Origin of the sequence: Arthrobacter sp. ISL-95, assembly GCF_018613695.1 — a bacterium.
Taxonomy (GTDB): domain Bacteria; phylum Actinomycetota; class Actinomycetes; order Actinomycetales; family Micrococcaceae; genus Arthrobacter.
On sequence record NZ_JAGGPR010000001.1, the window covers coordinates 180,061 to 206,065 of the forward strand.

Below are 26,005 nucleotides of genomic sequence, written 5' to 3' on the forward strand. Positions count from 1 at the left end.
TATAGCTTGACTCCATTTTCCACCTTCGCAAGATTAGTGGTGAACGGTGCAGCAGCGAGTGGCGCGGCGCACGAACCAAGCCCAAGGGAGCAGTTTTGGGACACAACAAGATTTCCGGTACCTCACAGCAAACTCAGCGCGACTCCGTGGTTGCCCTGCAGGAGAGGCCTTCGGCCAAGGTACTCATCATCGGCGGGGGCATCAATGGTGTGGGAACGTTCCGCGATCTCGCCCTGCAAGGCGTGGACGTGGCACTTGTTGAACGCGGTGACTACTGCCAAGGCGCCAGCGGAGCGTCGTCCCACATGATTCATGGCGGCATCCGATACCTGGAGAACGGTGAGTTCCGCCTGGTTCAGGAATCCGTGGTTGAGCGCAACAGGCTCCTGCGGATCGCTCCGCACTACGTGAAGCCACTGCAGACCACCATTCCGATCTTCAGCACGTTCTCCGGCATCCTCTCCGCACCCATGCGCTTCCTCACCCACAAACAGGGCAAGCCCAAGGAACGCGGCGCGTTTCTCATCAAGGTCGGTTTGAGCATGTACGACTTCTTCTCCCGCGACGGCGGCAGCGTACCCCGCCACCAATTCCGGGGCCGTACCAGGGCCCTGGCCGAGCTTCCCAAGCTTCACTCCGGAATCAAGTACGCGGCTACCTATTTTGATGCTTCCGTTCACAACCCGGAACGCCTCACCCTCGACGTCCTGCAGGATGGTGAGAAAGCAGGCCGCGGCGGTGGACTGCCGGGAGGGAGCGCCCGAGCCAGCAATTACGTGTCGCTCGTGTCCATGGGCTCGGACGGAGTCCGGCTCCGCGATGAACTGACCGGCAAGGAATTCGACTTCCAGGCTGACGTCATCGTCAACACCACCGGTGCCTGGGTAGACCTCACCAACCAGGCCATGGGAGCGGTCAGCAAGTTCATGGGCGGCACCAAGGGATCGCACATCGTCCTGGACCACCCTGAACTGCTTGCTGCCTGCAACGGCCGGGAAATCTTCTTCGAGCACACTGATGGCCGCATCGTCCTGATCTACCCCATGGGAGACCGTGTGCTGGTTGGAACCACGGACGTGGACGCTGACATGTCACAAGACGCCGTCTGCACAGAGGAAGAAATCGACTACTTCTTCGATCTCGTTGGCCATGTCTTCCCCACCATCAAGGTGGAACGCGAACAGATCGTCTACAGCTTCGCCGGTGTTCGGCCCCTGCCGCGCCACGACGAGACCCAGCCCGGATTCGTCTCACGCGACTACCGCATCGAACGCAGCGTCCGTACCGGCAGCGACTCGGTGGCGACGCCAGGCGGCAAGGCCGCCGTCGTCCTCAGCTTGGTGGGTGGTAAATGGACCACGTTCCGCGCCTTGGCCGAGCACATGACCAACGACGTCCTCGGCGAACTGGGGCTGGAACGCAAAGTCTCGACGGCGAAACTCGCCATTGGCGGTGGCGCCGGCTTCCCTGCCACTGAACAAGGGGAACAGGAATGGATCAAGAAGCACATGGGGCCGGGCCTGGACGCTGACCGGGTAGCTGTCCTGCTGACCCGGTACGGAACCAGGGCAGAGGACGTCATCAACTACCTCAACGCCGGACACGACGCTCCGCTGCGCTCCACCCGCGAACTGAGCGTCCGGGAATTGGCTTTCATGGCCGAGCACGAGCAAATCGGGCATTTGGTGGATGTCCTCATCCGCAGGACCTCGCTCGCGTTCCGTGGCCTGGTTACCGGCGAGTTGCTCAATGAGATTGCCGCGGCGTTGGCAGAACCGCTGGGTTGGGACGCTGCTGCCCGCGAGGCAGAAATCCGCCACGCCCAAGAAGTGTTGCAGCGCTTCCACAAGGTTGACGTGCACAGTCTCGTAGCCTGAGCTCAAGCAGCGGAAAACAGCTTGACCGTCCCAGCGTGCGGTAGGGACGGAATGGGGTAGGTGGGCCCGCCAGGGGCCCACCACACCGGGACGGTTCCGGGGTACATCGGAACCGTCCCAACAGCCTCTTCACCCGCGAGGAGGCTGACAACAGAAAAATGAGGAGTCAAAGATGTCTCTTGGAATTGTTTTCCTTTCCGAAGTATTCGGAACCATGATGCTGACCCTGTTGGGCTGCGGTGTCGTGGCAAACGTTGCGCTCAAAGGCACCAAGGGCAACAACGGTGGATTCTTGATGGTGACGTGGGGCTGGGGTATTGCGGTCTTCGCGGGCGTTTTCGTGGCTGCAAAGTCCGGTGCGCACCTCAACCCGGCCGTCACTTTAGGCCTGTTGGTCAATCAGAAAGCAGAATACGCCCCAGGCGTTCCCGTGGATTTCGCGTCCACCCTGACGTACTTCGGCGCTGAATTGCTCGGCGCATTCCTGGGTGCTGTTGTTTGCTGGCTCGCTTACAAGCAGCACTTCGATGAGGAGCCCGTTGCGGCAAATAAGTTGGGCACCTTCTCCACCGGTCCGGCCATCCGTTCCACCCCGTGGAACCTCATCACCGAAATCATCGGCACGTTCGTCCTGGTCTTCGTCATCCTGACCTTCGGCGGCACCCCCTCAGGCCTCGGCCCGCTGGCAGTTGCACTGCTTGTTGTCGGTATCGGCGTTTCCCTCGGTGGCCCCACCGGTTACGCCATCAACCCCGCACGTGACCTTGGCCCCCGCATCGCCCACGCCCTCCTTCCCATCAAGGGCAAGGGCAGCAGCGACTGGGCATACTCCTGGATTCCGGTCGTCGGACCGCTGGCTGGCGGTGCCCTCGCAGGGCTTGTGGCCATCTGGGTGCCGGACATCATGCCCGCACTCGCAGGCTAGTAATGCACTCACTCGCAACACCCATCCGCACGTTGTAGATCACCACCTGAGCAGCTAACAAAAACAGACAAGGACGTCACCATGAATCAATACGTCATCGCCATCGATCAGGGCACCACCAGCTCCCGTGCCATCGTCTTCGACCACACGGGCAACATCGTCTCCACAGGCCAGATGGAGCACGAGCAGATCTTCCCGCAGGCCGGCTGGGTGGAGCACAACCCCGCCGAAATCTGGAACAACACCCGCGAAGTCATTGCCTCAGCCCTGTCCAAGGCGAACCTGACACGGCACGACATCGCCGCCGTCGGCATTACCAACCAGCGCGAAACCGCTGTCGTCTGGGATAAGAACACCGGCGAGGCCGTCTACAACGCCATCGTCTGGCAGGACACCCGCACCCAGCCGATCGTCGATGAACTGGCACAGGACGGGGGAGTGGAGCGCTTCAAACAGAAGGTCGGCCTTCCGCTGGCAACGTACTTCTCCGGCACCAAGATCAAATGGATCCTGGACAACGTCGAAGGCGCCCGTGAGAAAGCCGAAGCCGGCGACCTCCTCTTCGGCAACACCGATGCCTGGGTTCTTTGGAACCTGACAGGCGGTGTGGACGGCGGTGTGCACGTTACTGACGTCACCAACGCCTCCCGCACCCTGTTCATGGACCTTGAGACACTGCAGTGGGACCAGGAAATCCTGGACGTCTTCGGTGTCCCGGCCTCCATGATGCCTGCCATCAAGTCCTCCTCCGAGGTGTACGGCCACGTCCACACCTCGCAGTTGCTTCGCGAAACGCCGGTAGCCGGCATCCTCGGCGACCAGCAAGCAGCAACCTTCGGTCAGGCCGCATTCCAACCAGGGGAAGCCAAAAACACCTACGGCACCGGCTGCTTCCTGATCTTCAACACCGGCGAAGAGATCGTCCACTCCAAGAACGGCCTCCTCACCACCCTCGGCTACAAACTGGGCGACGCCAAGCCGCACTACGCCCTCGAAGGATCCATCGCCGTCACCGGGTCCTTGATCCAGTGGCTCCGCGACAACCTCGGCATGATCAGCTCCGCCCCGGAGGTCGAGGAACTCGCCGCCGGTGTTAAGGACAACGGCGGCGTTTACATCGTCCCGGCGTTCTCAGGCTTGTTTGCACCGTACTGGCGTGCAGACGCACGCGGCGCGATCGTCGGCCTCACGCGGTTCGCCAACAAGGGCCACATCGCCCGGGCGGCACTGGAAGCAACTGCTTTCCAGACACGCGAGGTACTCGACGCCGTCAACGCCGATTCAGGTGTCCCGCTCACCGAACTGAAGGTCGACGGCGGCATGGTCGCCAACGAAGCCCTCATGCAGTTCCAAGCAGACATCCTGGGAGTACCCGTAGTCCGTCCGAAGGTGGTCGAAACCACGGCCCTTGGCGCTGCCTACGCCGCTGGCCTCGCGGTCGGATTCTGGAAGGACCTGGGCGAGCTCAGCGCTAACTGGAACGAAGACAAGCGCTGGGAACCGCAGCTGCCGGCAGAAGAGCAGGAGCGCCAGCTGCGCCTCTGGAAGAAGGCTGTAACAAAGTCGATGGACTGGGTCGACGAAGATGTGAAGTAGTCATCTCACGACAGAGGTTCCGGGGACTCCCGCCCGCCCGCTTCGCGGTGCCCACCACACCATGGCGGGGAGTCCCCGGAACCTCTTTTGGCGCACGGCCGTCTTACACCCAGCCCATGGGTTTGGTGGGGTAAGGTATTGGTATGCGTGCGATCCTTCTGCTTAGCTAGCCGCTCGGCTTTACTAGCCGTGCGGCCGCCCCTCCATTGTTGAGGGGCTTTTGTGTGTCCGGGACATTCCGGTGCCAAGCAGGAGTCAAAACCGCCATCGAAGAACAGAAGAGGGCAGCAGTGAGCGTTCAGCCGGAGACAGAGACCGGAACAGCACCAACAGCCGCAGCCGAAGTGCCTGAAGAGGGCGTCTACAGCTTCGCTGCGATGGAAGCCAAGTGGCCGCAGGTGTGGGAGGACCTCAAAGTCTTCACCCCTGCCGACGACGGTTCCAAGGAACGCCGCTACGTGCTGGACATGTTCCCCTACCCCTCCGGCGACCTCCACATGGGCCACGCAGAAGCGTTCGCCATGGGCGACGTCGTAGCGCGCTACCTGCGCCAGAAGGGCTTCGACGTCCTGCACCCCATCGGGTGGGATTCTTTCGGGTTGCCTGCTGAGAACGCTGCGATCAAGCGCAACGCTCACCCCAGCGAGTGGACGTACGCCAACATTGACACCCAGGCGGCGTCGTTTAAGCGTTACGCCATCTCTGCCGACTGGTCCCGCCGCATCCACACGTCAGACCCGGAGTACTACCGGTGGACCCAGTGGCTGTTCAAACGCTTCTACGAGCGTGGCCTGGCTTACCGCAAGGACTCACCCGTTAACTGGTGCCCCAAGGACCTCACCGTCCTGGCGAACGAGCAAGTAGTCAACGGTGCTTGTGAGCGTTGCGGCACGCCTGTCACCAAGAAATCCCTGAATCAGTGGTACTTCAAGATCACCGATTACGCTGACCGCCTCCTCGAAGACATGGACCAGCTGAAAGGCCACTGGCCTGAGCGCGTTCTGGCCATGCAACGCAACTGGATCGGCCGTTCAGAAGGAGCCCACGTACGCTTCGTCATCGAAGCCACGCAAGACCGTGCCGAGCGCGAAGTTACGGTGTTCACCACGCGGCCGGACACCCTCTACGGTGCAACGTTCTTCGTTGTCGCAGCGGATGCGCACCTGGCCCTGGACCTGGTGACTCCGGAACAGCACGATGAATTGATGGCCTACCGCGAGAAGGTCAAGGCCCTCTCCGAAATCGAGCGCCAGTCCGCCGAACGCGAGAAGACCGGCGTCTTCACCGGCCGCTACGCCATTAACCCGCTCAACGGCGAGAAGCTCCCCGTGTGGGCCGCTGACTACGTCCTGGCCGACTACGGCACAGGTGCCATCATGGCCGTGCCGGCCCACGACCAGCGCGACCTCGACTTCGCCAATGCCTTCAACCTGCCTGTCCGGGAAGTGTTGGAGACCGGCGCCGAAGACCCGGCAGAGACCGGTATTGCCACTGCCGGCGAAGGTAAGCTGAAGAACTCCGGTGACCTGGATGGCTTGTCCAAGTCCGAAGGCATACCCGCAGCAATTGAGATTCTGGAGAAGCTGGGAACCGGTGAGAAGTTCGTCAACTTCCGGCTGCGTGACTGGCTGCTGAGCCGCCAGCGTTTCTGGGGCACCCCTATCCCCATCATCCACTGCGGTGAATGTGGCGAAGTGCCCGTCCCCGACGACCAGCTCCCGGTCAGGTTGCCGGACAACCTGCGCGGTGAGGCGTTGTCACCCAAGGGAACTTCACCTCTGGCCGCCGCTGTCGAGTGGGTCAACGTCCAATGCCCCAACTGCGGCCGTGCTGCGCAACGTGACACGGACACCATGGACACGTTTGTGGACTCGTCCTGGTACTTCCTGCGGTTCGTCTCGCCCGACTACACCGAAGGCCCGTTTGATCCCGAAAAGATCAACAATTGGATGCCCGTTGGACAGTACGTAGGAGGCGTGGAGCACGCCATCCTGCATCTGCTCTACGCACGTTTCTTCACCAAAGTCATCAAAGACATTGGCCTGATTGAGGCCAACGAACCGTTCTCGGCACTGCTCAACCAGGGCCAAGTACTCAACGGCGGCAAGGCCATGAGCAAGTCCCTGGGCAATGGTGTGGATTTGGGCGAGCAGTTGGACAAGTTCGGCGTCGACGCCGTCCGCCTCACCATGGTCTTCGCCTCCCCACCGGAGGACGACGTCGACTGGGCGGACGTTTCGCCGTCGGGTTCGGCCAAGTTCCTGGCCCGTGCCTGGCGCCTTGGCCAGGACGTCAGCAGCGAACCCGGTGTCGATCCTGCCACCGGTGACCGTGCTCTGCGAACAGTCACGCACAAGACCATCGCCGACGCCGCCGAACTGTTGGACAACAACAAGTTCAACGTGGTGGTTGCCCGTCTGATGGAGCTGGTTAATGCCACGCGCAAGACCATCGACTCGGGTGCAGGTGCCGCAGATCCCGCCGTTCGTGAAGCCGTGGAAGCCGTAGCAGTGATCCTGAGCCTCTTTGCGCCATACACCGCTGAAGATCTCTGGAACACCCTCGGCCACCCTGCTTCCGTGGCCAATGCGGGCTGGCCTCAGCACGACGACGCACTGCTGGTTCAGGATACGGTCACCGCAGTGGTCCAGGTTCAAGGCAAGGTTCGCGACCGCTTGGAAGTCTCGCCGGACATCACCGAGGACGAGCTGCGTGAACTCGCCCTGGCCTCGGACAACGTCCAGCGGGCCCTGGACGGCCGCGGCATCCGGACGGTTATCGTGAGGGCACCTAAACTGGTGAACATCGTCCCTGCCTAGCAGGTATTGAACGGCCGCCGGCAGTCTGCCGGCGGCCGGCCATCATCTTTGGAGGTCGCGTGCCTGAGCGAGAACCACCCGCATGGATATGGCTCAAGGAAAGAGTGGCGCGTCTCCGGCAGCCAACCGCGCCGGTTGTGGTCGCGGACGTGCCGTTGGCCGCCGTCGTCAAGACTGCGATCGTCACTGATTCCGCAGCTGCCCTGCCTCCGGATTGGGTGTCCGCCTTCACGGCCGACGGGCGTCTGGCAGTTGTTCCCATGCCGGTTATGGTTGGGACCGAAATCTACGGCGAGGGTGAAGACGATATTACCCAAACCCTCTCTTTGGCTCTCGCTTCGGGCGCCTCGGTGAAAACTTCACGGCCATCACCCGGGCAGTTTGAGCAGGCTTACCTCGCTGCGCAACGCCACGGCTTCGAGTCTGTGGTGTCCATCCACATTTCGTCCGAACTCTCCGGAACCGCTGACGCCGCCAGGCTGGCCGCGGCAAGGGTAACCATTCCGGTCGAAATAGTGGACTCGCGCACAGTGGGAATGGCACAGGGAATGGGCGTGCAGAGTGCCGTCGTAGCAGCAGCCGATGGCCAAGGAGCCGCAGAAGTCCGCGGTTTCGCCGAAAAGCGCATGGAGCGCACCAAAGTCTATTTTTACGTACCCAGCCTCGAACAATTGAGGCGGGGTGGCCGCATCGGTGCGGCAGCATCCCTGTTCGGGACCGTCCTTGCCATCAAGCCCATCCTGGCGGTCGACGGCGGCAGGATCGTTCCGCTGGAAAAGGTCCGTTCCGCTGCGCGCGCCATAGCTCGCCTTGAGGAAATCGTTACCGCGGACGTGGCCTCCCGCCCCGCCGGCCAGCAACGATTGGCCGTTCACCACTTTGGCAATCAGTTGGAAGCCGAAGCCCTGGCCGCACGCCTGAACGAGAAATGTCCGGACTGCCCGGTACCGCAAATCAGTGCGCTCCCGGCTGTGCTGGCAGCACATGCAGGCTTGGGAGTTCTTGCGGTCATCGTGGGTGAGAGCAGTACGCCTACGGACTGATCCTTGGGTCCTTTTATCCACATAGAGCACCTGGGCCCCGTCGTTCCCGCAGTAGGAGCCATAGGCTCGAAATATGCCACGCCGGAACCGGGATGCCTCCCCAGATGCCGCAACGCAGGCAGCCCGACAGCGTTTTGCATCGCGTCTGGGTACCGGGACCCAAGCTCTTCCGCTGCTGCAGCTGCCACTCGAGGCCGGGCCGGCCTTTGATGAGTCAGAGCAGGAAGCCCAGCTGCATCACGCAGGGACCCGGTGGCGGACCCCGTGGCGGGTTGCTGCCCTCCTGGCCATCCTGGCAGTTGGCATAATTGCTTGGCACCTATGGCAGTCTGCTGTGGGACAGCCAAGTTCCGAACCGCTCAGTCCTTCATTTTCTTCCAGCCCTGCACTGCCGGAGTTGTTGGAAACTCCGCGGGCAGGAGCCTCGGGGCCTGGCGGGAGTGTGGTTGTGCACGTGGCCGGTGCCGTGCAGAAGCCCGGTGTCGTGGCATTGCCCCAGGGCAGCAGGGTCTTTGAGGCAATAGACGCAGCCGGGGGTGCTGCCTCCAACGCGGAACTCAATGGGCTCAACCTTGCTGAGGTGGTCATCGACGGAGCCAAGGTCGTCGTTCCATTGGTGGGTGAGATACCGCCCCCCGCGTCGTCCCCACTTGCCGGAGGTTCCGGCAGCCCCAGCGGAAGCACGGCCCCTGCGGCTCAAGGGGCGAAAGTCAACATCAACACAGCCTCATTGGAGGAATTGGGCACCCTGCCCAGAGTTGGTCCCGTGACTGCGCAAGGAATCATTGACTGGCGAAAAGAGCATGGACCTTTTGCTTCCATAGATGAACTCGACGCCGTTGACGGCATTGGACCTAAGCTCATGGAGTCCCTCAAAGATCTGGTAACGGTGCAGGGTGGCTGAGTCAGCGGGGGTGGCCGGTCCCCCTCTGCTCACTCGTACTCAGGGCAGCGCTGGGTCACCGAAGCGCACGGACTTGAGGCTGATCCCTGCCGTGCTGGTCACCTGGTCTGTTGCTTTTGCAGGATCCCTGATCGACGCAGCGTGGTCCGCAGCACTGGCGGGAGTCATGGCGCTGGTGGGGACACTGCTGCTGGTCAGGACACGGCGGCATCGGCGGGCCGTGCCACGGGCTAGAACGATTTCTGCAACCCTTGCCTTGGCAGGCGTCCTGGGTGCAGCCGTGGCTGTTAGTTGTGCTGTCACAGCCAACACACGCGAAGGAGGGCCACTGGCAGAAGCTGTGGCAGAGGGAAGCGGTGTCCTTATCGAAGTGCGCATCACCGGAGTTCCCGCGGAGGTCCCTGCGCCGGGCCACTCCGGTGGCAACCGATGGTCGGTGGAGGCGGGTCTGGTTGAAGTCACCTCCAAGGGTTCAGTGACACAAGGCTCCGCAGACGTGATGGTGGTCGGTGGAAATGGCTGGCAGGACGTACGGCCCGGGCAGCACGTCAGAACCTCAGGAACGTTGAAGCCTGTGCGGGAGGGACAAGCGCAGGCGGCTCTCTTGGCCGCAGCCTCCGCCCCCGTTGTCCTCACGTCTGCTTTTGATGTCCGGCACTCGGCCTTCGATCTGAGGCGACAGTTCGTCGCAGCATCGGGGTGGTTACCTCCGGACCCCGCCGGGCTGTTGCCCGGAATGGTGACCGGAGACACCAGCGCGCTGCCGGAAAGTCTCAAGGCAGATATGAAGACAACAGGAATGACACATCTGACTGCGGTCAGCGGCGCCAATTGTAGTTTGGTGCTGGGTGGCTTCATTCTGATAGCGAGATGCCTCAGGTTGACCCGCCCGCTAGCCGGGATTTTTGCTGCATGCGGTTTGCTGGCCTTTGTTGTCATGGTAGGGCCGGACCCCAGTGTTCTACGAGCTGCTGTGATGGGGACCGTGGGGCTGGCTGCCTTGGTTGGAGGCCTGCGGGGTCGGTCCCTAACCTTCCTGTGCCTGGCCACCATCATTCTGTTGCTGCTGGATCCGAGCATGGCGTCAAATGTCGGGTTCCTCCTGTCCGTTCTGGCAACCCTGGGTATCATTCTGCTGGCAACCCGGATTGCGTCGTGGATTCCTTCCACGGTGCCGCGCTGGCTGGCCGCCGGTATTGCGGTGCCGCTATCCGCCCAATTGCTGTGCGGTCCGGTCATCGCGGCCCTTCAACCACAGTTCACTCCTTACGCCCTGGTCGCCAACGTGGTGGCTGGTCCATTGGTAGCGCCAATAACCATCTTCGGAACCTTTGCCGTTCCGCTGGCCGCCGTCCTTCCGTGGTTGGCTGCGGCGCCCGTAGCTGTGGCCGGGGTCTGCGCAGGAGTGGTGGCAGGCTTGGCCCGGTTCTTCGCCCATCTGCCCGGGGCGGCCCTGCCATGGGCCGAAGGTCCGGCCGGAGTCTCGGCGATGGTGGCCCTATCGGTCGTTTCCGTGCTGGTGTTCTGGATGATGCTGCACCCGACAGGAGTGGTGCACCAGGTCATGATGCTGCATCGCGCGGTGATGCTGACGATAGAGCGCGGTGCAAGACGCAAACATGGCAGACTTGAAGCCTGCAAAAAATCGTCCGGAAGGAATCACCTGTGGCTGCTGCCCAAAACACCCGGGCCAAGAGCATCGCGGCGAGCACCGTCACCTGGCGCGATGCGGCGCCGGCCGCCGTAGTCCTGATCATGGGCCCGGAAGAGTATCTGGGTATCCGCGCCATGGATGGCATCCGTAGCCATGTGCGTACCACTACTCCGGATGTGGAACTCAGCCGGCTGAACGCGGGCTCCTACGAGGCCGGTTCGTTGGCTATGACCGTCACGCCGTCCCTCTTCGGAGAGGGGAAGCTCATTGAGGTTGAGGGACTGGAAGCCATGAACGACGCTTTCCTGGCCGACGGATTGGCTTACCTCCAGCATCCGGACCAGGACGTAGTCCTTGTCTTACGTCATGCCGGGGGAGTCCGCGGCAAGAAGCTGCTCGACGCCGTGAAGTCCGCCGGCTGGCCCGTCATTGATTGCCAACCGCTGAAGAAGGACTCGGACAAGACCGCATTTGTCGTCTCCGAGTTCAGGGCCGGGGGGCGCCGCATTGAGGGCGAGGCCGTCCAGGCGTTGGTGAATGCGGTGGGTGCCAATCTCTCAGAACTGGCTGCTGCCTGCAACCAGCTCATTGCCGACGCCACCACCGCTGTCACAGCTGAAACCGTTGAACGCTACTACGGAGGCCGGGTGGAAGCTACAGCCTTCAAAGTTGCCGACGCCGCCATGGCCGGCAACGGACCGGTGGCACTATCAACATTGCGGCATGCCTTGGCCACCGGAGTTGACCCGGTCCCCTTGGTTGCGGCTCTGGCGGCCAAGCTGCGGACGTTGGCCAAAGTTGCCGGCGCCAATGGTTCTCCGGCCACCATCGCTAAGAACCTGGGAATGCAGCCGTGGCTCGTGGAGCAGGCGCAGCGTGATGTCCGGCGCTGGACCCCCGAAGGGCTGATCCGTTCAATCCAGGTGATCGCAGAAGCAGACGCCCAGGTGAAGGGTGAGTCGCGGGACCCTGTCTACGCAGTGGAGCATGCGGTTACGGTGATTGCAACGTCAGCCAGCCGCCGCTGAAGCTTCCGCTTTCGTTGAAGCTCCGGCCTCCAATTAAACCCAAAGGCCGGCGCCCAAGGGGCGCCGGCCTTTTGATCAGCTCAGTCGAACTGGAAAACCTTAGAGTGCGTTGACCTTCTTGGAGATCGCCGACTTGCGGTTTGCAGCGTTGTTCTTGTGAATAACGCCCTTGCTGACAGCCTTGTCCAGCTTGCGGCTGGCAGCAACAAGTGCAGTTCCAGCAGCATCCTTGTCGGCAGACTCAACGGCGGTGCTGACGGCGCGAATGGCCGTCTTCAGCTCAGACTTGACGGCGTTGTTACGCAGGCGAGCCTTCTCGTTGGTGAGGATGCGCTTCTTCTGGGACTTGATATTAGCCACGTATGAACTCTCTTTTTAATGCGGAAATGGTCTAGAGGGTTTTCAGGTTGGCCATCGACTGAGCGGCGTGGGGATGCCTATGGCAGCCAACCATGCGTGGCCGTCGACCTGCACGGACACACAGCTATAAAGGATAGCAGAAAGTCAGGGCTCACGCAGACTCAGGGGCTCAGTCCTGCTATGGCCTTGCTTGGAGGGCCTGGACTACCTGTTGGAACTGCGATTTTCCCAAGACCGCGCCCTCGCGACGAATGGCTTGAGGATCCAGGCGGATGATGCGGCCCACGTTGATCTCACTTGGCCTGCCTTGCCGATCCCAGGAACCGGTACCAATATCAACGTAGTCACCGGCCCTGAGGCCGTTGTCGTGGTCCTTTGAGGTCAGCATCAGCCCCAGGAGCCACTGTCCATCCCGCCCGATAAGGAGCACGGGGCGGTCCTTTCCCTGCGTGTGGTCTTCTTCGTAGGGAACCCAGCTCCACACGATCTCGCCGGGATCCGGTTGGCCATCCGGCTTGGGGGAGTAGTGGACGGAAGCTCTTCCTCGAAAGTCGCCCGGGTAGGAACCCGGTTGACGCTCGACGGCGGTCCGCCGGTTTCGCGCTTTGGAGGCGCCTTGCCCGGACGTGCCGGACCGGGTGTCCGCATTCGTGGTGCTGCCCCCGAGTGCCTTGAGTGATCGCAGGAGAAGTTTGCCCAAGGGGCGCAAGTCGAAAGCCATGTGTCAACGCTACAGGCGGACGCTGCAAGGCTGGATGCGCAATGTACGGCGAAGCGCCGGTTCATGGGAGACTAGAGGATCAGATGCGCGGCGTGTTCCGGCTGGCCTTGTGCCCGGTTCCAGGAAATGCCGCGCGAGTGTCGACAGTAAGGATCCTGCGTGTCTCCCATGGCCCGCACCGCACCGGTGCCCGCCGCAACAGATCCGGCCATCATCCGGAACTTCTGCATCATTGCCCACATTGACCACGGTAAGTCCACCTTGGCCGACCGCATGCTGCAGTACACCGGCGTCGTTAAGCAACGCGACATGAAGGCCCAGTATCTGGACCGTATGGATATCGAACGTGAGCGCGGCATCACCATCAAGTCCCAGGCTGTACGCATGCCGTGGGAACTCGATGGCAATAGCTACGCGCTGAACATGATCGATACCCCAGGCCACGTCGACTTCACCTATGAGGTTTCCCGCTCTCTCGCCGCTTGTGAGGGCGCCGTGCTGCTGGTGGATGCCGCCCAAGGTATCGAGGCGCAGACTCTTGCCAACCTGTATTTGGCAATGGAAAACAACCTCACCATCATTCCTGTGCTGAATAAGATCGACCTCCCGGCCGCCCAGCCTGAGAAGTACGCGGCGGAGCTTGCCAACCTCATTGGCGGGGACCCCGAGGACGTCCTCAAGGTTTCCGGAAAAACCGGAGTAGGCGTGGAGGCGCTGCTGGACAAGATTGTCCGCGATCTTCCTGCCCCTGTTGGCGACCCCAACGCTCCGGCCCGGGCCATGATCTTCGACTCTGTCTATGACACCTACCGTGGTGTCGTTACCTACGTACGCGTCGTGGACGGAATGCTCCACCCGCGCGAACGAATTCAGATGATGTCCACCCGGGCAACGCACGAGCTCCTGGAGATTGGTGTCAGCTCCCCGGAGCCCACGCCGTCCAAGGGACTTGGCGTGGGCGAAGTGGGTTACCTGATTACAGGTGTGAAGGATGTCCGCCAGTCCAAGGTTGGCGATACTGTTACCAACCTGGCCAAGCCGGCTTCGGAGTCGCTGAGCGGTTATGCCGACGCCAAACCGATGGTCTTCTCCGGTCTTTACCCGTTGGACGGCACGGACTACCCGGTACTCCGTGATGCCCTCGAAAAGCTGATGCTCAACGACGCCGCACTGGTCTATGAGCCCGAGACATCTGCCGCGCTGGGCTTTGGGTTCCGCGTAGGATTCCTGGGTTTGCTTCACTTGGAGATCACGCGTGAGCGCCTCGAGCGCGAATACAACCTGGACCTTATCTCCACCGCTCCCAACGTGGAGTACGAGGTGACCCTCGAGGACAAGAAGGTTATCCACGTCACCAACCCCAGCGAGTACCCCACGGGCAAGATCTCCGAGGTCCGCGAGCCGATGGTTTCCGCGACTATCCTGGCGCCCAACGAGTTTGTTGGATCCATCATGGAACTCTGCCAGGGCCGCCGCGGCCAGATGCGCGGCATGGACTACCTGTCCGAGGACCGTGTTGAACTCCGCTACTGGATCCCGCTGGCAGAGATTGTGTTCGACTTCTTCGACCTCCTGAAGTCCAAGACCCGCGGCTATGCCTCGCTGGACTGGAAGGCCGATGGGGAGCAGGTGGCTGACCTCGTAAAGGTGGACATCCTGCTGCAAGGTGAACAGGTGGACGCCTTCAGCGCCATCACCCACCGCGATAAGGCCTACGCCTACGGCGTGATGATGACCGGCAAGCTCCGTGAGCTTATTCCAAGGCAGCAGTTCGAGGTGCCCATTCAGGCCGCCATCGGATCCCGCATCATTGCCCGTGAGAGCATCCGGGCCATCCGTAAGGACGTTCTTGCCAAGTGCTACGGCGGTGACATCACCCGTAAACGCAAGCTGCTCGAGAAGCAGAAAGAGGGCAAGAAGCGCATGAAGATGGTGGGTCGCGTGGAGGTGCCCCAGGAAGCATTCATCGCCGCCCTGACCACTGATGAGTCCAAGGACAAGGCTAAGAAGTAAATGCCCAGCGTCCTACCTTTGGGCGACCCGGCACCTGCGGATGGCATCTTGCCTCCGCAGGTGTTGGCCGGCGTCGAGCGCCGTAAGTTCGGGCTCTATGTCCACATACCGTTCTGTGCTGTTCGTTGTGGCTACTGCGATTTCAACACCTACACTGCCACGGAGCTCGGCGGGGGCGCCTCTCAGGACGCCTACGCTTCTACGGCCGTCTCTGAGCTGAACTTCGCCTCGTCGGCTCTGGATGCGTCCGGTTTGCCTCGACGTCCGCTCAGTACTGTCTTCTTTGGTGGTGGCACCCCCACCCTTCTGCCGGCAGAAGATCTGGCGCGGATCCTGGAAGCCGCCGTCGGCCACTGGGGGCTTGCCGCCGGCGCCGAGGTCACTACCGAGGCCAATCCGGATTCCGTAACTCCTGAATCCCTGAAGGTACTGGCTGACGCCGGATTCACCAGGGTCTCTTTCGGCATGCAGTCAGCGGTGCCTCACGTTCTGAAGGTCCTGGACCGCACGCACACGCCCAGCCGTGTGCCGCTCGTGGTGCAATGGGCGCGTGAAGCCGGCCTAGCAGTCAGCCTGGACCTCATCTACGGCACGCCGGGAGAGTCCATGGCCGACTGGCAGTTGTCACTCGAAACTGCGCTCTCGTACCAGCCTGATCACATCAGTGCCTATGCGTTGATCGTGGAGGACGGCACCAAACTTGCCGCCCAGATACGTCGCGGTGAGGTACCCGGCATTGATGACGACGACCACGCCTCCAAATACGAGCTGGCAGACAAAATGATCTCCGAAGCGGGCTTGAACTGGTACGAGGTCAGCAATTGGTCGCGAACGCCGGAACAGGCTTGCCGGCACAATCTTGCCTACTGGCGGGGAGACGACTGGTGGGGCATCGGTCCCGGCGCCCACTCCCACGTGGGAGGCGTCCGGTGGTGGAACGTCAAGCACCCCACGGCATACGCCTCAAGGCTCGGGAGTGCGAGCTCTCCGGCTGCCGGACGGGAAACCCTGGATGCCGAAACCCGGGAAGTGGAGCGCATCATGCTTGAAGCCCGGCTCGGCACAGGATTGTCAGTGGATGCTTTGGATGCAATTGGACGGCACGCGATGGCCGGGCTGATTGCTGACGAACTGGTGGACCCTGTGCAGGCGTTCAAGGGCCGGCTGGTCCTTACCCTGAAGGGTCGTCTCCTGGCAGACGCAGTAGTGAGAAGGATCCTGCCCGACTGACCGGAAGGCTCCTCCCCGGCAGACGCATCAGCCGCCATGCGCGGCGGAGGGGCGCTACGGCGAAGGGGACGCTACTTAATCCAGCGCAGGTTGACCTTGTAACGGTGAGGCTGGCCGTGGTTTACCCGGATGCCCGCCGAGACGGAGAAACACGTTAGTGCCACCCATATGGCCGTGGCGATGACTGCGAAGATGTTGCCAACTACAGGCAGCAAAACCAGGATGTTGGCCAGAACGGCAGCGATGGTGGGAGGCAGCGTGAAGTTCAGCGCTTCTTTGGATTCCTGTGCGGTGAAGGGTCCACGATCCCGGAAAATCAAGTAGATCAGAAGAGACGGCAGGCATCCCAGGATGCCGCCGAAGTGAGCCAATGTAGCCCATTGCCTATCCTCGCTGGCCGTCAACGGGAGTGCGTTGGCAGGCGCGCCATGGTACTGGGGCCGGCCTGCGGCGCTGCCCGGTTCTTCAGGAGCGTTATCTGCCACGGTGTCTTCCCTTTGCTGTAAAGATGGTGCGGTGTTGCTGTCCAAGAATACCGGCCCCGGCGCACTTCCCGGGACAAACGCCCTGTTGACACGGAAGTTGCGGACACCTGAGGGACCTCACCTCAAGGAACGGTCAGAAAATCAATGACTTCTTCGACGCGACCCAGGAGCGAGGCCTCGAGGTCGGCATAAGTGCGGACTGCACTTAGGAGCCGTTGCCAACCCAAGCCTATGTCCTCTGCGGTCTCATGCGGCCAGCCGAAGGCGCTGAGGATTCCCGTCTTCCAATCGGTCCCGCGGGGTACGGCCGGCCATGCCTCGATGCCGAGCACCTTTGGCCGGATGGCTTGCCAGACATCCACGTAGGGGTGTCCAACTATGAGGACGTTTCCCGCAGCGCCCGGCACTGTCATGGCATCGGCGGCGATCCGGGATTCTTTGGAGCCGGGGACAAGGTGGTCCACGAGGATGCCAAGCCTGCGGCCTGAGCCGGGATTGAAATCTGCGATGGCGGACTTCAAGTCATCTATGCCGTGGAGTGGTTCCACGACGATGCCCTCTACCCGGAGATCGTCACCCCAGACCTTCTCGACGAGCTCGGCGTCGTGCTTTCCTTCCACCCAGATCCGGCTGGCCTTGGCTACCTGGGCCCGTTGACCTTGCACCCTGACGGAGCCTGAGGCTGTCCGGCCAGAGGGAACGGCGGGCGTGGCAGCACGCGGGGCCGGAGGCATCAACCGTATGGCCTGCCCTTCGAGCAGGAAGCCAAATCCCAGCTGGAAGGACTTGGTCTTACCGCGGCGGTCCTCCAGGGAGACCACATGCATGCCGCCCGCTTTCTCAACACGCGTGACTTCTCCCACCCAGCCCGACTGCACGTCCTCAAGGACCATTCCCCGTTGGACGGCTACTTCCGGCAGTTGCTTTTTGGCTGGAGCGGACAGATCCTGCGGACCCCAATTGTTCAAAGCCAAGGGATTCCTACCTTTTGTGCTGGTTTATGGTGCGGGCCGAAGCCGCCCGCGGCAGGTTTCAATGCTAACAACGGGGTGGCTCATACTAGACTTGTTAGCACTTGGGCATGTTGAGTGCTAAGTTCGGAGGTCCAGTTGAGACCCCGCGTTGACCGGTCGTAGAGACCATGGCAGTCGTCAGGAGGTGGAGTAATGAGTGAGCCGCGCAAGCTTGAAGTGCTGCGTGCCATCGTTGAAGATTACGTGCATTCCAGGGAACCTGTCGGGTCGAAGGCCCTCGTGGAGCGGCACCATCTTGGCGTTTCCAGTGCCACTATCCGGAATGACATGGCTGTCCTGGAAGAGGAAGGCCTTATTGCAGCGCCCCATACAAGCGCTGGCCGCATCCCCACGGACAAGGGCTATCGCTTGTTCGTTGACCGCATTTCGCAGGTCAAACCACTATCGGCGGCCGAACGCAGGGCCATCCATTCGTTGCTCGAAGGCCCCGATGATGTTGATGACATCCTGGAGCGCACCGTTAGGCTTCTGTCGCAGCTGACCAACCAGGTCGCCGTCGTGCAGTACCCGCATTCGAATCGCGCGTTGGTCCGTCACGTGGAATTCGTTCTGCTGGCTCCGCAACAGGTGCTCGTGGTCTTGATCGCGGACACCGGTAGCGTGGGGCAGAAGGTCATCGACGCCGGTACTGATGTGAGCAATGAGGCATTGATGCTCCTGAGGTCGCGGTTCCTCGGCAACATTGCAGGCACACAGCTGGCTCTTTTGCCGCAAGTGCTCCCGTCGGTAGTTGCATTGTGTCCTCCGGAGCTGCGCGGCCTGGCGCAAACGTTGGCCCAGGGCCTGCAATCACTGAGCGACACCAGCCGCGAAGAGCGCATCCTGATGGCTGGAACGGCAAACCTTGCCCGCTCCAACGTGGACTTCCCCTTGAGCATCGGACCTGTGCTGGAAGCACTCGAGGAACAAGTTGTCATGCTCCGGTTGTTATCCGACATGGGGGATGATCCCCGCGGCGTTACCGTGAGCATTGGACGTGAGAATCCCTACGACGGTTTGGCGGAGGCGTCCGTCGTGGCTACGGGTTACGGCTCCGGTGCCAAGGTAGGGATTCTTGGTCCCACGCGCATGGACTACCCCACCACCATGGCAGCCGTTCGCGCCGTGGCCCGTTACCTTTCCCGCATTCTCGGCGCCTGAACACCGGTCCGAGGAAATATCCGCAGTACAACAAGGAAGAGATACCGACTTTGAGCAGCCACTATGACGTTTTGGGAGTCTCGCCGGAAGCCACCGGGGAAGAGATCAAAAAGGCGTACCGCAAGTTGGCGCGGAAACTGCACCCCGACGTAAACCCCGGTGAAGATGTCGCGGAGCAGTTCAAGGCCGTGACCCACGCCTACGAAGTGTTGTCGGATCCCCAGAAGCGACGCGTATACGACGCCACGGGTAATGAAAACGGCACTGACAACGGCTTCGGTGGCGGCTATGCCGGCCAGGGATTCGCGTTCCAGGACATCTTTGACACCTTCTTTGGGGGAGGCGGCGGCCACGGTGGACCAGCGTCCCGCGTCCGTCGCGGACAGGACGCGCTCATCAGCGTACGCATCGACTTGAAGGATGCCGTATTCGGCGTCAATAAGAAGCTCGAAGTGGACACCGCGGTCATCTGCCCCACCTGTGATGGCAGCTGCTGCCGCCCGGGCACCCACCCGGAACGCTGCGACATTTGCGGTGGCAGCGGCCAGGTCCAACGGGCCGTCCGTTCCATCCTCGGCCAGGTCATGACCACCGCCCCTTGCGGTTCCTGCGAGGGCTTCGGCACCGTCATCAAGGACCCCTGCAACGAGTGCAACGGGCAGGGCCGCATCCGCAGCCGCCGTTCACTCACCATCAAGGTCCCGGCCGGTGTCGCCACCGGTACACGCATCCAGCTGTCCGGGCAGGGTGAAGCGGGCCCGGCGGGTGGACCCGCCGGTGATCTCTATGTGGAGATCCGGGTCAACAACGATTCCATGTTCATGCGTGAAGGCGACGACCTCCACGCAACACTGAGCGTGCCCATGACGGCGGCGGCACTTGGCACCTCATTGCAGCTGGACACCTTCGACGGCGCACAGGACATTGACGTCAAGGCCGGAACCCAATCCGGAGAAGTCATCACCCTCCGCGGCCTGGGTGTTACACACCTCCGCGGCTATGGCCGTGGCGACCTCAAGGTTCACTTGCACGTGGAGACACCAACCAAGCTCGACCCCGCTCAAGAGGAACTCCTGCAGCAGCTCGCCAAGCTGCGCGGTGAGCAGTTTACCGAGGGAAAGCTAGTAGCCAGCGGCGGGATGTTCGCGAAGCTTCGTGACAAGCTCGGTAACCTGTAGCAGTGAGCAATGCGGTCTTCTTTGCACCGGCCGGTAGCCTCGGTCAGCTGAATCCCGGGTCCACCTTCGTTTTGGAAGGTGCTGAAGCCCGCCATGCTGTCACGGTCAAGCGACTAGCTGTGGGTGAGCCCGTGGACATAGCGGACGGTTTCGGCGTGCGGTTGACCGGCACCGTAGTTGACGCCGGTTCCAGCACCCTGACCGTGAAGGCATCCGGGGTCCTCGTCGAGCCCCAGCCGGAGGTTCGGCTGGTGCTGGTTCAGGCCCTGGCAAAAGGGGACCGGGATGAACTGGCCATCGAGACTGCCACGGAACTCGGAATAGACGCCGTCATTCCGTGGCAGTCTGAGCGGGCAATCGTACGTTGGAAGGGTGACCGGGCCGCCAAAGCGCACGCCAAGTGGCAGTCAGTGGTCACTGCGGCAGCCAAACAGGCGCGGCGTGCTTGGATTCCTGAGGTGCGGTCCATCGTGGACTCAGGCGCTTTGGCGAAGGCCGTGGCCGCCGCTGATGTGGCCATCATCCTCCATGAAGACGCCAAGAACCCACTGCGTACTGTCCTTGAAGAGGCACATGCGGTCCTGAATGGAGAAGCGGGGACGCCTCGCGAGGTGCTCTTGATCGTTGGGCCGGAGGGTGGAATCTCGCCGCGTGAGGTAACGCGTCTCAGTGACGCGGGAGCCGTGACGGCACTTTTGGGTCACCACGTCCTGAGGTCATCGACGGCGGGACCCGCCGCCGTCGTTCTTGCCAGTGACGTTCTGGGCCGCTGGTAGTGGCCCGCGGGGCCAGCGGACCCGGCTGCTAGCCCACCCCACAGCTATCCGATGTTGAACAAGCGGGTGTCAGTGCTCGTTTCGATGGTTGCGCCGGCCTCGTCCACTTGAGAAACCCGCAGCTCATACTTTCCGGCCTTCAACGTGGCGCTGAAGGTGAAAACTCCGTATTGACCCGGCTCACCGGTTGCTTGGGTTTTTCCCGTGAACAGGCTGGTCTTTTCGCCCTTGCCGTTCTCCTGCAGTATCTGCCAGCTGACGGGCCTTGAATTGTCGGTGCTGCGGCCATTGAACTTGACCACACCCGGAGGCAATGTTGTTTCCTCCTGCGGATCGATAATCCACAAAGGCGCCACCAAGGACGCGTTGCGTTCCATGGGCTGGCCGAGCTTCACCTGCCCGAAGGCCATGTAGTCCTTGTGCCCGTCAACCAGGATGACAACTTGGATTTGCTGACCGGAGTTTATGAGTCCGGACGACGAGGCTGCTGCCGTCGCTGTGTAGACCAACTGCTGGACAGCACGCTGCGCCATTCCGGCGTCGAGGTTTGAATTGAAGGCATCCCGCGAAACATCAACCGTAATGACATTCTTGCCGGAGATGGACGTGGCCAGACTTTCGGGGGCCTGCCAGGGAGTGAAAAAGTCGTGGTCCAGGGGCTTTTCAGACATCATGATCCGGAGAGCTGTGGTGACGGGGTTTCCATCGCTGGAGATGTCCCTGAACTCGCGGTAGAGGTAAACCTCTTCCTTGCTGCGCCCAATCCAGTACACCGGGATTTTGGTGGAAGCCTGCGTAGTCTCCAGCGGTGCGTGGCTGGCCGGGGCGTCCTGGATGGTGACGGGTGGCGAACTTGTGGTGGCTTGGGTGCCCCCGCCATTGGCTATGCAACCGGTCAACAAGAGGACGGCAAGCATCGCCGGCACGGCGATGACGGACTTCGTCCGTCTGCGCGCGCCATCTCCGATGCTTACTGGCTCTGTAATGGGTATCCTGCCTTACCGTGTGTCTCATGGCAGCCCCAGCCGCCTGGGTCGGGCCGCAGGGCGCTGATGTCACCCGCTATGCCAGCTTGGCACATCGTCGACGGCGGTCGGCCGGGTTTGGGCGGACCGGTACCAACTGAAACATGATTGATACCCGCTTGATGCCGAGTTGAGACAAAATGTCTGACGTGACGGCGGGGCCCTGATGTCGCCACAGGTTTCGGTTCATCGGACGCCGGGCTGGCGTAGGATTGAAGACATTCCGGCATCCGGATGGCGGCTCTCAGCGGTCACGAATGTCGAATCGATGGCGTTAATACGACCAACCGGAGGAGAAAAGGCCTAAGGCCAGCACTATGAGTGAATCTTTGAACGGGCGGCTCAGGACCGGAAACGGCAACCAGCCGCCCACCGAGTTCCCGCACACACTACCGGGTACGCGCACGGAAGTTGTTACTTTCGACAACTCCGACCAGATGGTTCACTCGTTGGGCAGCCACGACGAAGCCTTGCGCTACATCGAGGAACAGTTCCAGGACGTCAATTTCCATGTCCGGGGCAACGAACTCTCCATGACAGGTCCTTCCACCGTCATTCCGCGTGTCATGCGTCTTCTGGAAGAAGTCCGCGGGCTCGTGGCGAAAGGGACGGCTGTCACTCCGGACACCCTTCAGCAACTCGTGTCTCTTCTCAGGGCACAGTCCGTGCAGAATCCGGCCGATGTCCTCACGCACAACATCCTCTCCAGCAGGGGTAAGACCATACGGCCCAAAACGCTGAACCAGAAGAACTATGTTGACGCCATTGACGACAACACGGTGATTTTTGGTATCGGTCCTGCAGGTACAGGTAAAACCTATTTGGCGATGGCCAAAGCGGTGCAGGCCCTGCAGACAAAGGAAGTCAGCCGAATCATCCTGACCCGGCCTGCGGTGGAAGCGGGGGAGAGGCTGGGCTTCCTCCCCGGCACGCTGAGCGACAAGATCGACCCCTACCTTCGCCCGCTTTATGACGCGTTGCACGACATGATGGATCCCGAATCCATTCCCCGCCTCATGGCTGCCGGGACCATCGAGGTAGCCCCCTTGGCCTACATGCGGGGACGCACGCTGAACGACGCCTTCATCATCCTCGACGAAGCACAGAACACCACTCCGGAGCAGATGAAAATGTTCCTCACTCGTCTGGGGTTCGGGTCAAAAATGGTGGTTACCGGTGACGTCACGCAGATAGACCTGCCATCCGGTTCGACGTCGGGCCTGAGGATCGTCAGGGAAATCCTGAAGGGAATCGACGACGTCAACTTCTCAATCCTGGAAGCGGCCGACGTCGTGCGGCACCGTTTGGTTGCCGACATCGTCTCCGCATACAGCACCTGGGATGACGCACATAGCAGCGACGCCGCGAGCACACAGTACAGACCCGGAGCGCAGTACAAACGTGGAGAACGTAAATGAGCATTGAAGTAAACAACGAGTCCGGCGTAGCGGTGGACGAGGCCCAACTGGTGACGTTGTCCCGCTTCATCTTTGAGCGATTGTTCATCCACCCCCAAGCGGAACTGTCCATCCTTCTTGTTGATGAACCGGCCATGGAGAAACTCCACATCGAACTGATGGACGAGCCCGGGGCCACGGACGTTTTGTCCGTACCCATGGACGAACTTACGCCGGGGACTCCGGACAAGCCCACGCCGCAAGGCATGCTGGGCGACATCGCCATCTGCCCTCAGGTGGCAGAGGTGCAGGCACGCAACGCCGGTCACGCCACGAAGGATGAGATGCTGCTTCTGACCACTCATGGCATTCTCCACCTGCTTGGCTTCGACCATGCCGAGACGGAAGAAAAAGAAGAGATGTTCGGTTTGCAGCGGGAACTGCTGTCTGAATTCCTGGGCAAGGATGCCCCCATGGAGACCATGCAGTGACCTCGATCATTCTGGTCGGCATGGCTCTGGTTTTCCTCAGCTTCGTTGCACTGCTAACCGCAGCCGAGGCTGCGTTCAACTTCCTGCCCCGGCACGAGGCCGAACAATCCATAGTACGGAGCAAGGGCAAGGCGTTGGGGGGTATCCTCAAGAACCCGATCGCGCACATGCGCGCCCTACGTTTTTGGCGCGTGTGGTTCGAAATGGCGGCAGCGGTCGCCGTCGCGGTGGTCCTGCACAGTCTGCTGGACAACGTATGGCTCGCAGGCCTTGCCGCCACGGGCATCATGGCGGTGATCGGCTTTGTGTTGGTGGGTGTTTCGCCCAGGCAGCTGGGCCGGGCGCACTCTGGACCCGTCGTTCGCTTCACTGCACCGCTCATCCGATTCCTCTGCTGGATACTGGGCCCCATCCCCGGCTGGCTGGTGGCGTTGGGACAGGCAGTGGCACCAGGAGCCCCAAGCGGTGACGATGCTTTTGTCAGTGAAGAAGAGTTCCGCGAATTCGTCGATCGTGCTGCGGAATCGGACATGATCGAAGACAATGAGGCAGAACTCATTCATTCAGTTTTTGATTTCGGTGACACTTTGGTGCGTTCGGTCATGGTTCCCCGCACCGACATCGTCAGCATCGGCACGGATTCGAATCTCGAGACCGCGATGGGCCTTTTCCTGCGGTCCGGTTACTCAAGGATCCCTGTTATCGGGGAGAACACTGACCAGATCCGTGGAATTCTTTACCTCAAGGATGTGGCTGCCGCCATGCATCGGAGGGAACCCGGACTACAAGCCCATGATGTTGACTCGCTCGCACGGGACGTGAGGTATGTCCCGGAGTCGAAGCCGGTGAGCGATCTTCTCAGGGAACTCCAGAAGGAGTCCACCCACGTAGCGATAGTCATCGACGAATATGGTGGCACCGCAGGGTTGGTCACCCTTGAGGACCTCATCGAGGAGATTGTTGGTGAGATCGTGGATGAATACGACGCCGCCGCCGAAGAGGCGGTTGACCTTGGCGATGGCACTTACCGCGTCAGCGCCCGCATGAGCATCGATGACCTTGGCGAACTTTTCGACATCGATCTGGACGATGACGAAGTGGATACAGTGGGCGGTCTGCTTGCTAAGGCCCTTGGTCAGGTTCCCATTGTGGGGAGCGCCGTTGAAGTGAACGGAATATCGCTTCGGGCCGATAGGCTGGAGGGTCGCCGAAACAGGGTCAGCCACATCGTTGCGGCAGCCATGCCAAAGGAAGACACTGACTTTGAAGACCTACTCGATGACGCCGACTCAACGCAACAGGGAGTTCCACGTGAGCAAGCAAGATAAGAAATTCGACGCCGACGCAGATTTCGGTGGCTTCCACGCGGGCTTCTCGGTGCTTGTGGGCCGGCCCAACGCGGGAAAGTCAACACTAACCAATGCCTTGGTGGGGCAGAAGGTGGCCATCACCTCGGCTAAACCGCAAACAACACGGCACACCATCCGCGGTATCGTCCACCGCGAGGATGCCCAATTGATCCTTGTGGATACACCGGGCCTTCACCGGCCCCGTACTCTGCTGGGGAAGCGTCTGAACGAGCTTGTAGCCGATACCCTGGCGGAAGTGGACGCTATTGGTTTCTGCCTGCCGGCCAACGAAAAGATCGGCCCCGGCGACAAATACATTGCGGCTCAACTGGCCGCCGTCGGACGCAAGCCCATCGTGGCGCTGGTGACCAAGACGGACCTTGTGGATCGGCAGGCGTTGACGGAACAATTGCTCGCCGTCGCCGCATTGGGCCGCGACGTTCTGGGGGAGCAGGGGTGGGCCGACATCGTGCCTGTTTCTGCCGCCGATGGTTTCCAGGTTTCTACTGTTGCCGATGTTCTGATCAGCCATATGCCGTCGTCACCGCCGCTGTATCCCGACGGCGAGCTGACTGACGAGCCTGAGGCGGTAATGATCGCTGAGCTCATTCGCGAAGCAGCCCTGGAGGGCGTCCGCGACGAGCTTCCCCACTCACTGGCAGTGGTGGTGGAGGAGATCGTTCCCCGCGAAGGCCGTACCGAGGACAACCCGCTGTTGGATGTTCGGGTGAATCTTTATGTCGAGCGACCCTCACAGAAGGCCATCATTATCGGCAAGGGCGGAAGCCGGCTGCGTGAGGTGGGAACCAACGCCCGGAAGGGGATTGAAACGCTGCTGGGCACCCGAATCTACCTTGATCTCCACGTTAAGGTTGCCAAGGATTGGCAGCGCGATCCCAAGCAATTGGTCAAACTCGGCTTCTGATTGGCCTCTCTGGATCCGGCGTGGCTTGGGGTCCG

At 61.4% G+C, this 26,005-nt stretch carries 22 protein-coding genes; 17 read left to right on the forward strand and 5 right to left on the reverse strand.

The window, feature by feature from the left end; genetic code table 11:
* Positions 1-95: 95 nt before the first annotated feature.
* The 8 genes from J7I86_RS00875 to holA all read left to right on the forward strand — a co-directional run bounded on the left by J7I86_RS00875 (position 96) and on the right by holA (position 11,846).
* Positions 96-1,877: a glycerol-3-phosphate dehydrogenase/oxidase gene (locus J7I86_RS00875; protein WP_214814909.1), complete on the forward strand. Its 1,782-nt coding sequence runs from the start codon at positions 96-98 to the stop codon at positions 1,875-1,877.
* Positions 1,878-2,049: 172 nt separating this feature from the next.
* On the forward strand, positions 2,050-2,802 hold the full coding sequence (locus J7I86_RS00880) for an MIP/aquaporin family protein (RefSeq protein WP_214814910.1): 753 nt from the start codon (positions 2,050-2,052) through the stop codon (positions 2,800-2,802).
* A gap of 81 nt (positions 2,803-2,883) precedes the next feature.
* Positions 2,884-4,398, forward strand: coding sequence for a glycerol kinase GlpK (gene glpK, locus J7I86_RS00885; RefSeq protein ID WP_214814911.1), 1,515 nt, complete (start codon positions 2,884-2,886; stop codon positions 4,396-4,398).
* A gap of 290 nt (positions 4,399-4,688) precedes the next feature.
* A complete protein-coding gene (leuS, locus tag J7I86_RS00890) occupies positions 4,689-7,217 on the forward strand; it encodes a leucine--tRNA ligase (protein WP_214814912.1) in 2,529 nt (842 codons plus the stop codon).
* A gap of 59 nt (positions 7,218-7,276) precedes the next feature.
* Positions 7,277-8,260, forward strand: coding sequence for a DegV family protein (locus J7I86_RS00895; protein ID WP_214814913.1), 984 nt, complete (start codon positions 7,277-7,279; stop codon positions 8,258-8,260).
* A gap of 73 nt (positions 8,261-8,333) precedes the next feature.
* The gene (locus tag J7I86_RS00900) at positions 8,334-9,164 is read left to right on the forward strand and encodes a helix-hairpin-helix domain-containing protein (protein ID WP_214814914.1); all 831 of its coding nucleotides are present in this window, start codon (positions 8,334-8,336) and stop codon (positions 9,162-9,164) included.
* Positions 9,165-9,237: 73 nt separating this feature from the next.
* Entirely contained in the window at positions 9,238-10,911 is a 1,674-nt protein-coding gene (locus J7I86_RS00905; protein WP_286179092.1) for a ComEC/Rec2 family competence protein, read from the forward strand.
* Positions 10,830-11,846, forward strand: coding sequence for a DNA polymerase III subunit delta (gene holA / locus J7I86_RS00910; RefSeq protein ID WP_214814915.1), 1,017 nt, complete (start codon positions 10,830-10,832; stop codon positions 11,844-11,846). The genes J7I86_RS00905 and holA overlap by 82 nt, the downstream gene beginning before the upstream one ends.
* 99 nt (positions 11,847-11,945) lie before the next feature.
* Here holA and rpsT read toward each other — a convergent pair whose 3' ends face one another.
* Positions 11,946-12,206, reverse strand: a complete 261-nt coding sequence (gene rpsT / locus J7I86_RS00915; RefSeq protein ID WP_024816801.1) for a 30S ribosomal protein S20 — start codon at positions 12,204-12,206, stop codon at positions 11,946-11,948.
* Positions 12,207-12,384: 178 nt separating this feature from the next.
* Positions 12,385-12,927 (reverse strand): type II toxin-antitoxin system PemK/MazF family toxin, encoded by a 543-nt coding sequence (locus J7I86_RS00920; RefSeq protein ID WP_214814916.1) that lies wholly within the window; start codon positions 12,925-12,927, stop codon positions 12,385-12,387.
* A gap of 159 nt (positions 12,928-13,086) precedes the next feature.
* On the opposite strand from J7I86_RS00920, the gene lepA reads away from it, so the two are divergent.
* Entirely contained in the window at positions 13,087-14,940 is a 1,854-nt protein-coding gene (gene lepA / locus J7I86_RS00925; protein WP_214814917.1) for a translation elongation factor 4, read from the forward strand.
* A complete protein-coding gene (gene hemW, locus J7I86_RS00930) occupies positions 14,941-16,170 on the forward strand; it encodes a radical SAM family heme chaperone HemW (RefSeq protein ID WP_214814918.1) in 1,230 nt (409 codons plus the stop codon).
* A 71-nt stretch (positions 16,171-16,241) separates the two neighbouring features.
* Here hemW and J7I86_RS00935 read toward each other — a convergent pair whose 3' ends face one another.
* Both J7I86_RS00935 and J7I86_RS00940 read right to left on the reverse strand, forming a co-directional pair.
* The gene (locus tag J7I86_RS00935; protein ID WP_026005318.1) at positions 16,242-16,655 is read right to left on the reverse strand and encodes a DUF4870 domain-containing protein; all 414 of its coding nucleotides are present in this window, start codon (positions 16,653-16,655) and stop codon (positions 16,242-16,244) included.
* Positions 16,656-16,777: 122 nt separating this feature from the next.
* A complete protein-coding gene (locus tag J7I86_RS00940) occupies positions 16,778-17,629 on the reverse strand; it encodes a DUF3097 domain-containing protein (RefSeq protein ID WP_214814919.1) in 852 nt (283 codons plus the stop codon).
* A 192-nt stretch (positions 17,630-17,821) separates the two neighbouring features.
* Between J7I86_RS00940 and hrcA the strand changes: the two genes are divergently transcribed.
* Genes hrcA through J7I86_RS00955 form a run of 3 tightly spaced genes read left to right on the forward strand, consistent with a single transcriptional unit; the run spans position 17,822 to position 20,783 of the window.
* Positions 17,822-18,829 carry a heat-inducible transcriptional repressor HrcA gene (gene hrcA, locus J7I86_RS00945; protein ID WP_214814920.1) on the forward strand — a complete coding sequence of 336 codons (1,008 nt, stop codon included), beginning with the start codon at positions 17,822-17,824 and terminating at the stop codon, positions 18,827-18,829.
* A 50-nt stretch (positions 18,830-18,879) separates the two neighbouring features.
* Positions 18,880-20,007, forward strand: a complete 1,128-nt coding sequence (dnaJ, locus tag J7I86_RS00950) for a molecular chaperone DnaJ (RefSeq protein WP_214814921.1) — start codon at positions 18,880-18,882, stop codon at positions 20,005-20,007.
* 2 nt (positions 20,008-20,009) lie between these two features.
* Positions 20,010-20,783 (forward strand): 16S rRNA (uracil(1498)-N(3))-methyltransferase, encoded by a 774-nt coding sequence (locus J7I86_RS00955; protein WP_214814922.1) that lies wholly within the window; start codon positions 20,010-20,012, stop codon positions 20,781-20,783.
* Positions 20,784-20,827: 44 nt separating this feature from the next.
* On the opposite strand, the gene J7I86_RS00960 is transcribed toward J7I86_RS00955, so the two are convergent.
* Positions 20,828-21,700: a GerMN domain-containing protein gene (locus J7I86_RS00960; protein ID WP_214814923.1), complete on the reverse strand. Its 873-nt coding sequence runs from the start codon at positions 21,698-21,700 to the stop codon at positions 20,828-20,830.
* Between the two features lie 425 nt (positions 21,701-22,125).
* Here J7I86_RS00960 and J7I86_RS00965 point away from each other — a divergent pair, with 425 nt between their 5' ends.
* The 4 genes from J7I86_RS00965 to era are packed head-to-tail and all read left to right on the forward strand — an operon-like array spanning position 22,126 to position 25,970.
* Positions 22,126-23,226, forward strand: coding sequence for a PhoH family protein (locus tag J7I86_RS00965; RefSeq protein ID WP_214814924.1), 1,101 nt, complete (start codon positions 22,126-22,128; stop codon positions 23,224-23,226).
* Positions 23,223-23,696 (forward strand): rRNA maturation RNase YbeY, encoded by a 474-nt coding sequence (gene ybeY / locus J7I86_RS00970; RefSeq protein ID WP_214814925.1) that lies wholly within the window; start codon positions 23,223-23,225, stop codon positions 23,694-23,696. Before J7I86_RS00965 ends, ybeY begins: the two co-directional genes overlap by 4 nt.
* Positions 23,693-25,024: a hemolysin family protein gene (locus tag J7I86_RS00975; RefSeq protein WP_214814926.1), complete on the forward strand. Its 1,332-nt coding sequence runs from the start codon at positions 23,693-23,695 to the stop codon at positions 25,022-25,024. The genes ybeY and J7I86_RS00975 overlap by 4 nt, the downstream gene beginning before the upstream one ends.
* Positions 25,008-25,970, forward strand: coding sequence for a GTPase Era (gene era, locus J7I86_RS00980; RefSeq protein WP_062069579.1), 963 nt, complete (start codon positions 25,008-25,010; stop codon positions 25,968-25,970). The genes J7I86_RS00975 and era overlap by 17 nt, the downstream gene beginning before the upstream one ends.
* The last annotated feature ends 35 nt before the right edge of the window (positions 25,971-26,005 follow it).